Annotated in this window: 10 protein-coding genes; 5 read left to right on the forward strand and 5 right to left on the reverse strand. The window is 45.8% G+C overall.

Annotated elements, in window-relative coordinates:
- Positions 1 to 525: 525 nt before the first annotated feature.
- The 3 genes from J2Z28_RS27135 to J2Z28_RS27145 are packed head-to-tail and all read right to left on the reverse strand — an operon-like array spanning position 526 to position 4666.
- Positions 526 to 2403: an ABC transporter ATP-binding protein gene (locus J2Z28_RS27135; RefSeq protein WP_211085267.1), complete on the reverse strand. Its 1878-nt coding sequence runs from the start codon at positions 2401 to 2403 to the stop codon at positions 526 to 528.
- Complete coding sequence (locus J2Z28_RS27140) at positions 2400 to 4127, reverse strand: ABC transporter ATP-binding protein (RefSeq protein ID WP_211085268.1); 1728 nt, start codon at positions 4125 to 4127, stop codon at positions 2400 to 2402. Before J2Z28_RS27140 ends, J2Z28_RS27135 begins: the two co-directional genes overlap by 4 nt.
- Complete coding sequence (locus tag J2Z28_RS27145) at positions 4124 to 4666, reverse strand: MarR family winged helix-turn-helix transcriptional regulator (protein WP_211085269.1); 543 nt, start codon at positions 4664 to 4666, stop codon at positions 4124 to 4126. The genes J2Z28_RS27140 and J2Z28_RS27145 overlap by 4 nt, the downstream gene beginning before the upstream one ends.
- Positions 4667 to 4946: 280 nt before the next feature.
- Here J2Z28_RS27145 and J2Z28_RS27150 point away from each other — a divergent pair, with 280 nt between their 5' ends.
- The 3 genes from J2Z28_RS27150 (at position 4947) to J2Z28_RS27160 (ending at position 10102) form a co-directional block, all read left to right on the forward strand.
- Entirely contained in the window at positions 4947 to 6941 is a 1995-nt protein-coding gene (locus tag J2Z28_RS27150) for an S-layer homology domain-containing protein (RefSeq protein ID WP_211085270.1), read from the forward strand.
- A 171-nt stretch (positions 6942 to 7112) separates the two neighbouring features.
- Positions 7113 to 8966 carry a sensor histidine kinase gene (locus J2Z28_RS27155; RefSeq protein ID WP_211085271.1) on the forward strand — a complete coding sequence of 618 codons (1854 nt, stop codon included), beginning with the start codon at positions 7113 to 7115 and terminating at the stop codon, positions 8964 to 8966.
- Positions 8963 to 10102, forward strand: a complete 1140-nt coding sequence (locus J2Z28_RS27160; protein ID WP_211085272.1) for a response regulator — start codon at positions 8963 to 8965, stop codon at positions 10100 to 10102. The genes J2Z28_RS27155 and J2Z28_RS27160 overlap by 4 nt, the downstream gene beginning before the upstream one ends.
- A gap of 177 nt (positions 10103 to 10279) precedes the next feature.
- On the opposite strand, the gene uxaC is transcribed toward J2Z28_RS27160, so the two are convergent.
- On the reverse strand, positions 10280 to 11722 hold the full coding sequence (uxaC, locus tag J2Z28_RS27165; RefSeq protein WP_211085273.1) for a glucuronate isomerase: 1443 nt from the start codon (positions 11720 to 11722) through the stop codon (positions 10280 to 10282).
- 203 nt (positions 11723 to 11925) lie between these two features.
- On the opposite strand from uxaC, the gene J2Z28_RS27170 reads away from it, so the two are divergent.
- Both J2Z28_RS27170 and J2Z28_RS27175 read left to right on the forward strand, forming a co-directional pair.
- Entirely contained in the window at positions 11926 to 12669 is a 744-nt protein-coding gene (locus tag J2Z28_RS27170) for an MBL fold metallo-hydrolase (RefSeq protein WP_211085274.1), read from the forward strand.
- Between the two features lie 64 nt (positions 12670 to 12733).
- Complete coding sequence (locus J2Z28_RS27175; RefSeq protein WP_211085275.1) at positions 12734 to 13012, forward strand: hypothetical protein; 279 nt, start codon at positions 12734 to 12736, stop codon at positions 13010 to 13012.
- 78 nt (positions 13013 to 13090) lie between these two features.
- On the opposite strand, the gene J2Z28_RS27180 is transcribed toward J2Z28_RS27175, so the two are convergent.
- A complete protein-coding gene (locus J2Z28_RS27180; RefSeq protein ID WP_211085276.1) occupies positions 13091 to 13723 on the reverse strand; it encodes a hypothetical protein in 633 nt (210 codons plus the stop codon).
- Positions 13724 to 14009 lie beyond the last annotated feature (286 nt).

A 14009-nucleotide genomic window follows, 5' to 3' on the forward strand; every position in this document is an offset into this window, starting at 1 on the left:
AAACGGGACAAAGCAGTGTAGTTACACCGCTTCGTCCCGTTTTTATTTTTGTAGCATGGCATATGTAAGACAATCATGACTAAGGTTTACTAGAATATTTTAACGAACTCAGCACACTCTAACAGGCCCAATTCCACAATGCCGGCGTTCTAACGAATCGTAGACACTTTATTTCCTCATTCTGCAGTTTATTTTACCGCTTTGTGCTGCTTATCCGAGAAATAACATGTCTCAAGTTCGTTAGAATTGGGAGTGTTTGATAATCCTCCATATAAGGTGTCTACGATTCGTTAGCATGGACGAAACTTGAAGACTCCCCTTTCTGCACCTCACGCAAACAACTGAAAGGCTGACGGGCACCTTAACCCAGTTACCATGCCAACGTTCCATTACATCTTATAGATCCATCGTATCGAAACGAATCCAATCAGCTTCACATTGGAATCGACTCCTCTGGATACACGACAAATAGCCGGGAGCACCCATAAGAGTGCTCCCGGCTATTCTTGTTAGTTACATCTGTAATCAGATCGCCTGCGGTTGTTGCTCCGCAAATTGACTATTGTACAGATCGGCGTAGAAGCCCTGACTTGCCATCAATTCATCATGATTGCCCTGTTCAATCACGTTACCATGATCCATAACCAGGATCAGATCGGCGCCACGAATGGTAGACAAACGGTGTGCAATGACAAAGCTCGTGCGATCCTTCATCAGATCATTCATTGCTTTCTGGATAAATACTTCAGTCCGTGTATCCACGCTACTCGTCGCTTCATCCAGAATGAGGATGGCTGGGTTCGCCAGGATCGCTCTTGCAATGGTCAGCAACTGTTTCTGCCCTTGAGAGATGTTCGACGCCTCTTCATTCAGCACCGTATCGTAACCATCAGGCAGTGTACGGATAAAGTGATCTGCATGTGCCGCAACGGCTGCCTTGATTACATCCTCTTCCGTAGAACCTTCTCGACCATAGGCGATGTTGTCCCGAATCGTTCCGTTGAACAACCAGGTATCCTGAAGCACCATGCCGAACAGACTGCGCAGCTTACCACGCTCCATGTCATTAATGTCGGCACCGTCAATCGTAATCCGACCATCCTGAATTTCGTAGAAACGCATTAACAGGTTGATCAGGGTAGTTTTACCGGCTCCCGTTGGTCCAACAATGGCTACCGTCTGTCCCGGTTTTACATCAATATTCATGTTATGAATGAGCAGTTCATTTTCTTTATATCCAAAATTAACACCTTGGAATGCAACCGCGCCTTTAGGCTGCTGTAATTGCACGGGTTGTTTGGACTCTGGAACTTCTTCCTCTTCATCCAACAACTCGAATACACGTTCCGCCGAAGCAATCGTCGATTGAATAATATTCGAGATATTTGCAATCTGGTTAATCGGTTGTGTAAATTGACGGGAATATTGTGTGAAGGCCAGAATATCCCCGATGGAGATAGAACCACGTGTAACGAAGATCCCACCGACCACACAGATCAGTACATAACCCAAGTTACCCACAAAACTCATGAGCGGCATAATAATACCGGAGATAAACTGGGCTTTCCAGCCAGATTCATACAGTTCTTCATTGACCTTCTCGAATTGCTGTACGGATTGTTCTTCACGTCCAAATGCTTTGACGACCTTGTGTCCGGTATACATCTCTTCGACATGACCATTCAGTTCCCCAAGGGATTTCTGTTGACCCGCAAAGTGTTTTTGCGAACGAGATGCGACCAGCATGACAACAACTACACTGAGTGGCAACGTCAAAATCGTGATCAAGGTCATCCATGGACTAATCGTCAGCATCATGATAATTACGCCGACAATCGTGACGATAGACGTAATGAACTGTGCCAAACTTTGTTGAAGTGTATTACTGATATTGTCCACGTCATTCGTGGCACGGCTAAGTGTCTCCCCAGTTGTGCGGGAATCAAAATATTTCAAAGGAAGACGTCCAACCTTCGCACTGATCTGCTCACGCATGTCATACACAACACGCTGGGCCACACCGGCCATCAGGTATTGCTGAACATACATAAATGCAGCACTGAACAGATAGAGTCCACCAAGCAGGTATAATACTTTCATCAATGCAGGAAAATCAATCCCGGCTCCCTGTACACCCTGGAGGATGGCAATGGCGCCTTTACTGAGAATATCCGTTCCTTCTGCCATAACTTTTGGACTGATGATGCTGAATAAGGTACTCAAAATGGCTGCAACCAGCACGCCTAACAGACGAGAACTATGGGGCTGAAGATAACGAATCAAGCGCCGCAGTGTGCCTTTGAAATCTTTTGCTTTCTCAGCGGGAGGTCGCATGCCCATTCCGGGACCTGGACCCGGCCCACCATGGGGACGAGGCGACTTACGTTCTGTACGTTCACTCATGCGATCTCCTCCTCTGTCAGCTGGGAGGATACAATCTCGCGATACACTTCATTGTGCTCCAGCAGCTCTTTATGTGTTCCTGAACCGACAATTCGGCCCTCATCCATAACCAGAATGCGATCGGCATCCATTACTGTACTTACGCGTTGCGCAACAATCAGCACAGCCGCTTCTGTCGTTTCCGACTTCAGTGCAGCACGAAGTTTAGCATCCGTTTTGAAATCGAGAGCAGAGAAACTGTCATCAAAGATATAAACTTCCGGACGGCGAACAAGTGCGCGAGCGATGGACAGACGTTGCTTTTGTCCACCAGATACGTTGTTACCACCTTGCGCGATAAGGCTGTCATATCCCTCTTTCATCTCGGTAATGAAGTTCTCCGCCTGAGCTGTACGGGCCGCATGAACAACTTCATCCATTGTGGCATCGTCTTTCCCGTGACGAATATTCTCCGTAATCGTACCCGTGAAGAGGACTGCCTTTTGTGGTACAAAGCCAATTTTGGCACGCAGATCTTCCTGCCGAATTTCACGCACATCCGTACCATTTACCCGAACACTACCTTCGGTCACATCATAAAATCGTGGAATAAGACTGAGCAATGTCGATTTCCCAGAACCCGTACCGCCAATGATGGCTGTTGTCTCACCTGAGCGAGCCGTGAAGGAGATATTGGACAAAGCTGGATTCTCTGCACCCGGATAACGGAAAGTTACATTGTCAAACTCAATCATACCCTGCATGGATTTCATACCACGAGGCTGCTCGGGATTGCTAAGATCCGGCTGCATATCAAGTACTTCGTTGATCCGTTCTGCCGATGCTGAAGCTCTTGGGATCATAACAAAGATCATCGAAACCATAATCAGTGAGAACATGATTTGCATTGCATACTGGATGAAGGCAATCAACGCACCGATGTTCATATTGCCGCTGTCGATCCGCATTCCACCAAAATAAAGGATGGCAATCATCGAAAAGTTCATAACCAGCATCATCACAGGCATGATAGTCGCCATGAGCACATTAACTTTGATCGATGAATCTCTCAGTTCTGTATTGGCCCCGTTAAAGCGCACTTTCTCATGCTCCCCACGGTTAAAGGAACGAACAACCCGAATCCCTGTTAACTGCTCACGCAGCACCAGATTGAGTCGGTCCAGCTTTTTCTGAATGGTTTTGAACAAAGGTAAACCCTTGGCACCAATCAGCGCAATAGCTCCACCCAGTACCGGAAGCACGACCAGGAAAATCGTAGATAATTTGGCGTCCTGAGATACCGCCATGAAGATACCCCCGATACACATAAGCGGAGCCATAATCATCATTCGCAGCATCATCGTAAGTACATTCTGTACCTGTGTGATGTCATTCGTCGTACGCGTAATCAGTGAAGCAGTACCCATCTTATCGAACTCCTGGAGCGAGAAATTCTCCACATGGCGGAAAACTCTGCTCCGCAGTTGTTTGGCAAATCCACCCGCTGTTCGAGATGAGAGATAACTGGCGATCACCGAACACGCTGTTCCGCCAATCGCGATGACCAACATCCATCCACCAATCTGCCAGATATACGGGATATCTCCTTTAATGATGCCGTCATTCACAATATCTGCCATTAACGTAGGCAGGTACAATTCAGCAAGCGACTGAAACAGTACCAAAACCAGAATGAAAATAATCGGAATTTGGTATGGCTTCAGCATGCGAAACAGTTTCATCATGGCGTATCATCTCCTCTTGTCGAATCATCCTTTTGCAAGGAAGTTAATGTATCAAAAAAGGTGTATACCTTGGTCAACAACTCAGCCAGCTGAGTACTGTCTTGCTCACCCAAATGCTCAACTAACTTATTGAATATTTCCATGCGTTCTAGGTGAGCAGCCCGAATAATTTCACGACCTGCTTCAGTAATCGTGATGCGGACAGCACGGCGATCCTCCGGGTCCATCGTCCGTTTGACCAGCCCCTCATCTTCAAGACCACGAATAACAGGTGTAATGGTCGGTGACTTCACTCGTAGCAATGCGCTGATTTCCGAGACTTTCATCCCGGGATGATTGGATTCGATCGTGTCATTGAAATCAGGCGGATTGTCCTGCCAGTTCAATTGTTCTCCCGGATGCATCCCGTGGAGCAAACAACCCAGCACCATAATTTCATTGTGATTGCGCCCATGAGGTTTATGTTGCCTCCATTTGCCTTTATTAAACTGCATGATGGAGTACAAAAGCTTCTGAGCGACCGGATCTATATCAGTCATAATGGGTCCCTCCTTCTTTCTCTTTATCATTCCATAGATATCCATCATCATAGGTCATCTATTAAATAGCAGTACAATTAAATAGACGCACAATTAATTAGGTGTACTAAGTATATTATCGCAAGAAGCCATTGTCAAACATCTAAAAATAACCAATATAAACCCATAATCAAGAGCATACACGCGCTTGATTATGGGTTTTGTCATTTTGCCGTCATTGGAGCCAGATATACTTATTTCAAAATGTAGTAACCAGAATTTAAGGAGATGAAGATTGAAGATGAACAGATTCAAAATAGGAAAAACAGGTATGTTATTGGCTTTGTTTGCAGTTTTATTAAGCGGATGTGTAACCAACAAAAGTTCCATTATAATACAATATCCCAATGATAAACCGAGCGAAGGTACTCAAGTATTCTTCAGGTATTCCAGTGGAGAAGTTGTACAGGTTCCAGATATCGGAGTTAACAGCAGTGTAGAAGCTATCATGGATATTAATAAAAAGATCGTCGGGGGATACGCTGAAACGGATGGAATAGCATGGGTTCCAGATAACTATATCCCTGATATATCTGGCAATCTAATTAATATTCTCAATATTCAAAGTAATAAACCAGCATCTGCCGCACATCATGTCCAGTTAATTGCGGCATCCCAGCCTTCTTCTTATTCGGGTTATCTAAATTATACGTTGGCTGTTTACGATGAGCAGGGGCAACCTGTTAACAACCGAACTGAAATCTTCCTGCATGGAGACGATCCAAATTTAGAATTTCACAGTCTGAATGGAAATGGTGACCCAACCGTAGCAAATGGATATTCATACTTTACAGCGGGTGGACTTGGGCTTGTAACCTTTCCGATCAAATCGGGACCAATCACAAAACCTATCAGCGTATACTCTGGCTCAAAATTACTTAATGATAACCTACTATCCATCGTTACCGATGTGAAAGTAACCAGCCCGGACGATGTCTTCTCTGTAATTTCCGGTGAGACGTTGGCTCTAAATGCTACAATCTCACCTTCTAACGCAATCAATCCTGCCGTGACCTGGTCTGTCTCCGATCAAACTGGAACAGCCACGATCGATCCGGCTACAGGCTTACTTACCGCCGGAGATCTTGGAACCGTCATAGTGCAGGCTACTGCTACGGATGGTAGCGGAGTCGTTGGCAGTGTTCAAGTCACGATCACACCGCCTCCTATTCTCGTCAATTCCATTACGATTAGCGGCAGTGATTCTGTGCAAACAGGCCAGTCCATACCGCTGACCGCCAATGTTCTTCCAGTCGATGCTAAGAATCCTTCTGTCGTATGGTCTGTACAGGACGGAACAGGTAAAGCGACCATTGATGCAAACGGAAAACTAACTGGAACTTCGGCAGGAAACGTACTCGTTCAAGCCAAGGCAGCGGATCTTTCAGGCGTATTCGGAACCAAAACGGTGGCGATTACCGCGGTCAACAACGGGGGTAATGGAGGCAATACAGGTGGTAACTCTGGAGGAAGTTCGGGTGGTGGTTCAGGCTCACCAGCAGCACCTGCACCAGTTCCTACACCTGTACCAACACCCGTGACACCATCTGAGCCGAGTCCTCAGCCAACACCCGGAACAGATGTAGTACCTGGACCACCATTCAACAACCAGGTTATCAATATGGATACCTTCATGACGAGCTTCACCCAGAAGATTAAAGCAGCACAGTCCAACCCTGCGTCTGTTCAATTAACTGATACAACTACGCACTGGGTAGGGTCAACTGTAAATACATTCGTGAAGCTGGGTGTCGTAACCGGTTATGCCGATGGCTCCTTCCATCCGAACGCCAGTATCACCCGTGCCGAGTTCGCAACCCTGATCGCCAAAATATTCGATCTGTCGAGCAACCAAGGCAATACAATAAGCGACGTATCCGGTCACTGGGCAGAATCTTCCATTCGCTCTCTGCAAAGCAAGGGTGTGTTGTCCGGTTACCCAGACGGTACATTCAGACCGAATCAAGAGATCAAGCGTTCTGAGATCATCGCCATCATCTCGCGTATTATGGATCTGAGCAAGGTTCCAACCGCAGAAGCACCCGCTTTCTCCGACCTGGAGCAAACCTGGAATAAAGCTCAGCTCCAGCAAGCGGCAGCAGCCGGAATTATTCAAGGAGATCGGAATGGAGAATTCCATCCAGCGAACTCTGCTTCCCGTGCAGAAGCACTGACCATTATTTTGCGAGTGCTCCAAACCAATCCTGAATTGGCCGCACTTCTCGAAATCCTATAATAAGATGAAATCATTGAAGCCTGCCAAGCCTGTTTCCAGGTCTTGATGGGCTTTTTTAACAGATTCAACCATCGAAGGAACCTTCATTTTTGAACCCAAAAATAAAAGTGAATATCCGCTCTCAAACACGTATGTTTTTAATCCTGATTCTGATAACATAGGAGGCATATCTTGCATGAATATGACTTAGATCGAGGCGGCCCATCCATGAACCCTAATATGTACTTATCTGCATTGCTTATGGCTGCGACCTGCTGCACATTAATGCTTGCTTACCTCTCCTATAAAAGAAGAAGCTCGCCCATTGCCATCAGTTACGGGCTGGGGATGCTTGTCAGTTCTTTTTATACATTCGGCTATGGCTTCGAGATCATTAGTCAGCAACTGGACCATATTCGATTCTGGCTTCGAATCGAGTATGTTGGAATTCTGCTCGGTCCAGTGTTCTACTTCCTTATGGTGCTGCATTATACAGGGCGTGAATCATGGGTGCGTACACGCAATGTGCTTCTGTTGTTACTAGTGCCTTCTTTTACGTTTATCACACATAATACCAACGAGTGGCATCACCTCTTCTATACCAATATGACGATCGATACATCCTGGGGATTCCCGCTTGTGTCTCTTGAGAAAGGACCTTTATTTTCTGTTCATGTTGTGTTTTCCTATACACTGTTCTTTATTTCTGTTTTTTTCCTGGTACAGATGTTGCTTCGTGCCACACCCCCTATGAAAAAACAAATCATATTTATGATTATTGGCTCCTGTGGACCATTCATGTTCTCACTAATTTACCTAAGTAATATCTTTCATTCACCCCTTGATTTTTCTCCATTTGGATTTGTTATATCGGGCATCTTCTACACATGGGGAGTCTTCCAATTCAATCTACTTCGTCTGGCTCCGCTGGCATACCAAAAGGTATTCGAATCCATACAGGATGCTGTTATTGTGTTCGATCTGGACCATGTGTTGACCAGCTACAACCGTTCTGCCCGGCGCATCATTGAGTCTCTTCATCCCAAAGGCTTGGGCCAGCATGCCAGTCAGGTACTTGTACAATACCCACAGCTTCTAGCAAAGCTGCTTGAACAGGAACCGCTTAACGATGTCCGTAAAATTCAACTCTCCAACGACCCGAGTAGCAGAACCTATAACGTTCATCTTTCTCTTGTTCAGCATCAAAGTGGTAAACCCATTGGCAAGATGCTACTGCTTAATGATGTAACTGAAGCCGTACAGGCCGAGAAGAAACTTCGCGACAACGCCCAACAGTTAAGTGAGCTCAACACGTTCAAAGACCGAATGTTCAATGTCGTGGCTCACGATATACGTGATCCAGTAGCCGTACTGGTTAATCTGATGGACTTGCTTGAGGAAGAAATACAAGAATCCAATGCTGATCATGAAGAGATTATCCATGAAATGAAGCACCAGATTCATAATACGTTTGCTCTGGTAGAAGGGCTGCTCGAATGGTTCCGCAGCCAAGGCGGAGGGCAGGTCTTCCATCCGGTAGAACGGGATCTGCACTATTCTGTGGAGGCCAGTATACGCTTGTTACGTGTTCGCAGCGAGAATAAGCATATTCAAATGGTATCGAATATTTCACCAGGAGTGTGCGTCTATGCGGATAAAGAAATGCTTGACCTGATTCTTCGAAACCTTTTATCCAACAGCATTAAATTTACTAATCCGGGAGGACAGATCACGTTGAATGCCGAACGAAAGGATCAGCATATTGTGGTATCAGTAAGCGATACAGGAGAAGGGATTACAGATGAGCAGGCCCGTTCCCTGCTTCAGGATGAGTATCCGGTATCGGCAACGGGAACCGCAGGGGAACGCGGCATCGGGTTTGGCTTGAATCTGTGCCGGGAGTTTGTACGCCTGAATGGGGGCGAGATCTGGTTTGACAGCAGACCTTCGCAGGGCAGCAACTTCTACTTCTCTGTACCTCTTGCACCCCAGTCTAATGCAAACGAGTCTTCTCCATATTCCGTGCAGGTGGAGGACAATACATGAAGGTCATTCTGATAGACGATGAGAAAGCCATGCACCTGATTATGAAAAAGATGCTGGCAAAGATCAGGGAAGTGGAGGTTATGGGTGCATTTCTGGATACTAAGGCCGCATCATCTTATCTTGACGATCACGAGGTAAATCTAATTTTTGTCGATATTAACATGCCCCGGGAAAGCGGACTGGAATTTGCAGAAGGACTGCGAAAGCAGGGCAAACAGACCCATATTGTATTTATAACGTCTCATATAGAATATGCCTTATCTGCATTTGATGTCTTTGCCTTTGATTATATGGTGAAACCAGTGAAACAGGATCGGCTCCTCCAAACGGTACACAGAGCGCTGGCAGAGTCGCGCAGCAAGTTACCTGAGGAAGAAGTCGTGGCAACGATTGAAGCGCAAGCGGTAGAGTTCAATGCTCTGGGCAGAATCGAGATTCACAGCGACCACGGAACCAAGACCAAATGGAAATCCAGCAAAAGTATTGAATTGTTTGCATATCTGCTTGTCCAGCAAGGACGGCTTGTATCCCGTACCCGTCTCATTGAAGATATTTTCGGAAACATGCCACAGAAGAATGCCGAGGTCTACCTCAACACAACGGTCTATCAGCTACGCAAGTTGCTTAATGGGTATGGACTGAAAAAAGTACTTCATACGTACAATAATTATTACGCTCTGAATTTATCCGATATTACGGTTGATTTTATCCGCTTCGAAGAAGGATGTAGGCGGCTATCTGTCATTCAATCCGGGGCCGACATAGAACAAGCCCTATTGATTGAGCAAATGTATGTGGGTGATTTATTTGGAGAATATGGATACACGTGGTCCTTGAGCGAGGTTGAACGACTGTTACTTATGTATAACGCACTAAACCAGCGATTGTGTAATGCCCTACTGGAAGCCAAAGATACCAGTAATGCTATCCGCCTACTCAAAAAACTCCTGCATCGCAATGAATTGCACGAAGAATCGCTGATCCTGCTCATCCGAGCACTTTCCATGCAGAATAACAAGGAAGCCCTGATCAAACATTATGAACAATATACAGCACGTTTACTTCAGGAAATAGGTGTTGCTCCTTCTCCAGAGCTTGCTGCTCTATATGCACAATTGTTATCGGAAACCCAATAGTGTTAAGGTCAATGGATGTAATGCCTTGAATCCAACTTACAAAGAAACTCCCGTTCATTACTCCGGTGGATGATGGCCCGGAGGTAAGGAAGGGGAGCATTTTATTACGATTGAAAAGTAGACACAAAAGAATCTTCTTATTGCATAAATTGCATGATTAGGTGCGTTTGTTACTCATTAAGACTGTGAAGCAGAGACTGTTTTAAGCACTGAGGCAAACGGGAAATATTCTTTTGCATTGTTGTAGGCGATGCCCTGTACGATCTGACCGAGCAACTCCAGATCCTGCGGTGCCTCCCCTTGTTCGGCCCATTCACCGATGAGGTTGCAGACGAGACGACGGAAATACTCATGCCGGGTGTAGGACAGGAAGCTGCGTGAATCGGTTAGCATGCCGACAAATCGGCTGAGCAGACCTACATTCGCCAGGGCTTTCATCTGGGCTAACATGCCATCCTTCGTATCGTTAAACCACCAGGCTGCACCAAGCTGGATTTTGCCCGGAATACCCCCGCCCTGGAAGCTGCCGATGATCGCCGCGAGCACTTCATTGTCCCTTGGATTCAGAGAATACAGAATTGTTTTGGGCAGTGCTTGTTGCTGCTCCAACGCGTCGAGCAATCCAATCATCGCTGCGGAAAGCGGCGTATCATTCACGGCATCGTAACCAGTATCCGGCCCAAGTTTGGCAAACATCCGTGTGTTGTTGTTACGGGCTGCATTAATGTGGAACTGCATCACCCAGCCCCGATCTGCATACAGTTTGCCAAGGAACGTCAGCGTTACCGTCTTGTACTTGTCCTCTTCCTCACGAGTTACCTTCTGACCCGCAAGTACCTTTGCAAAGATAGCTGCCGCTTCTTCGCGTGTAGCCACTCCGTAAGGGACATAATCGAGTGCATGGTCAGAGACTCTGCCGCCGACAGAATGGAAGAATTCCACACGAGACTCCAGCGCAGCAAGGAAAGATTCATAATCTGAAATGGCAGTGCCAGATGCCTGCGACAGCTTGCCCACCCATTCCACGAAGGTATCCCGGTTCAATTCCAAGCCTTTATCCGGGCGGAAAGAAGGTAATACCGCCGTATCAAAGCCCTCGATTTCCTGAATTTTCAAATGATACTCCAGAGAATCCGTTGGATCATCGGTTGTGCACACAACAGTGACATTGGATTTGGTAATCAGATCACGTGCACCGAATCCGTCACTGTTCAATTTGGCATTTACTTTGTCCCAGATGGCTGGGGCACTTGTCTCATTCAATACTTCGTAGACGCCGAAATATCGCTGTAATTCCAGATGAGACCAGGCGTACAGCGGATTACCAATCATCATCGGTACCGTTTTGGCATAAGCCAGGAAACGATCGTAATCGGTTACTCCCTCACCGCCTGTCACATATTGCTCTTCAATTCCGTTTGCGCGCATGAGCCGCCACTTATAGTGATCACCGTATAACCAAGCCTCTGTAAGATTGCCAAAGGTTTTGTTCTCGTAGATCTCCTGAGGACTGAGGTGGCAATGATAATCAATAATCGGCATGTCTTTCGCATAATCCTCATATAACTTGATCGCCGTTTCATTGTGCAGCAAAAATTGTTCATCCAGAAAAGATTTCATTCGCCTCACACGCTCCCTTTAGGTGAGTTTACGTTCATATGGGTTCACTTCCCATCTTTACGCTACACTGTTTATCATCAAAGTTCAATATAAAATGATAGCGTTATCAAAAAAGGTTGATTTAGGCATCTATTCGGGAACAAGGTATACTGGATTTAACGCAAGGATGCTGATCTGAAGATCACACAAGGAGATGAAATGAATTGAAAGTTACTTTTCTCGGTACAGGAGATATGTTCAGCGTGGAGCAGCACCACAATAGTATGTTGGCTGAATTTGGAGACACGCATCTGGTCACTGATTTCCCAGAATCAAATGCCAAAGCACTCAAGGAATATGGATTCGCCATGACCGATATCCACAATGTGTTCATTACCCATTTGCATGAAGATCATATTAATGGTGTACAGATGCTGGGTTATTACGCACAGATCGTAGGCGACCGCAAACCCCGTCTGTTCATACACGAACAATTGGTAGATCCGCTCTGGAACATTCTATCCCCCGGCATGCGCTACACAACGGATGGTGAACGTACCATGAGTGATTACTACGATGTCGTTCCCCTGCCAGATGGAGGCACATTTGAATTGGGCGGCGTGACGTTTGAGACGTTTCGGACGCAACATGTTCCCGGTATGGTCAGCAACGGACTGCTCGCCAAGCCTTACTTCTATTACAGTGCAGACAGTACACTCGATCAGGAACGGGTGGAGCAAGTTGCCGCTGATGTGCAGCTGATTTTCCATGAATGCCATATGCACGATCTGGTCATCAAATCCCATACCTCATTGAAGGATCTGGAGCAGTTACCCGCGGAAGTGAGACAGAAAACCGTACTGATGCATTATCATGATGAGTACGCCGATGCGGACAAGCGGGAACAATTCAACCGCGAGCATAATCTGCGGATGGTTGGCACGTTGGAATCATTTGAACTGGAGTAGGTAAACGGAGAGAGGGTATCGGATATTATCGTATTCGATCTATATTCTAATGGAGGTCATTGCTATGGAATATCGAATTGAACAAGGTTACTTTCTGATATATTCTCCTGCAAGAAGCACCAGTAGTGGAGACATCATGGTGGTTAAATTACTGGAAAGACCCTTTAAGGATAGAGTTGAATTCCTCATTAACAGCAAAAACTATGAGTGTACTACACACCATGAATACTTAAACTTTGAGCCAACTTCTCATCATAAACCTGAGAAGCCTGGAGCATTTTCAATGGAACGAAGTGAGTTCAATCGAATGTGGGATAAGATGAATCAGTATTTTGAAAAGTAATAACCTTACTATCTCAAATAGATAACCGGCAGCGTCTAATCAGATTCCTCATACGGAACTGGTGGGTGCTGCTTTTTCCTATTTTTCTTTCTCCCATGACTTCATATACTCCATCGTCCTTGGAGACGGCTCGGCCTGAACATGAAAATAATCTTCCGTTCGCTGATCATTTGGGCCATAGGAAATTTTGATATACATATCTGCATAACGCTGGAGGATATTGCTGTCGATCTCCGCCTTTGGCTTCAAGACGTAACTTCTGCTCAAACTCAATCCAAGCGGTTCCTTGTCCGGCCCTAAACTAATCTCGTGTGTATTACTCACATTGGAATGAAATAACTCTCCGGCATCTATTCGATTTATCATGTTGGTATCGAGGGTGAAGGACTGAATGACATTAACCATGGGCACCCGAGCCTCATTCACCAAAATCTCATAAGTAATCCGATCAACTCCGGATGCATGATTCACATCCACCGTTGCTGTCAAATTATACTCATCTGGCGTATCCCTATGGAAGGATTCAGGTCTTTTCGTAACCCGCTCGTTCAAATCTCTTCGCTCCGAATTCAACGTATACTCATCGGTCCGTTTCGGTTCACCCGCTGGCCTCTGGTTTGGTCCCAAACTGCAAGCCCCCAGACACATGGCTATTACAAATAGATACATGACCAACGGGAAGAAACGGTTCAGCTCTCTTTTAGGACTCATGCCGCCCCTCCTCTTCTCCATCTTCTGCAAAAAATATCGCTTATTACGTTCTCTCATTCGGTTTCATAACACTCCATATTTGGATTATTGTACCATATATTAAGATGTGAAACCGAACTGTTCTTTCTCATTTCATGTTTTTACTTACAGCAATGACTCGTTTGCCTATGGTGAGCCTCAACCCACGTTAAGCTAGCTATGATGAACGTAACCGCAAAAATAGCCCTCCATATTGCTGCACATCGTAGGTTAAAATGGAAAGTAAGAACCACCATTTCAGAGCTAC

Source organism: Paenibacillus xylanexedens (genome assembly GCF_017874615.1).
In the GTDB taxonomy this organism is placed as follows: Bacteria; Bacillota; Bacilli; order Paenibacillales; family Paenibacillaceae; genus Paenibacillus; species Paenibacillus xylanexedens.

Bases quoted from the DNA above. Each gene is read 5' to 3' on its own strand.
- J2Z28_RS27135 (WP_211085267.1), bottom strand. From the start codon at position 2,403: ATGAGTGAACGTACAGAACGTAAGTCGCCTCGTCCCCATGGTGGGCCG.
- J2Z28_RS27140 (WP_211085268.1), bottom strand. From the start codon at position 4,127: ATGATGAAACTGTTTCGCATGCTGAAGCCATACCAAATTCCGATTATT.
- J2Z28_RS27145 (WP_211085269.1), bottom strand. From the start codon at position 4,666: ATGACTGATATAGATCCGGTCGCTCAGAAGCTTTTGTACTCCATCATG.
- J2Z28_RS27150 (WP_211085270.1), top strand. From the start codon at position 4,947: ATGAACAGATTCAAAATAGGAAAAACAGGTATGTTATTGGCTTTGTTT.
- J2Z28_RS27160 (WP_211085272.1), top strand. From the start codon at position 8,963: ATGAAGGTCATTCTGATAGACGATGAGAAAGCCATGCACCTGATTATG.
- uxaC (WP_211085273.1), bottom strand. From the start codon at position 11,722: ATGAAATCTTTTCTGGATGAACAATTTTTGCTGCACAATGAAACGGCG.
- J2Z28_RS27175 (WP_211085275.1), top strand. From the start codon at position 12,734: ATGGAATATCGAATTGAACAAGGTTACTTTCTGATATATTCTCCTGCA.
- J2Z28_RS27180 (WP_211085276.1), bottom strand. From the start codon at position 13,723: ATGAGTCCTAAAAGAGAGCTGAACCGTTTCTTCCCGTTGGTCATGTAT.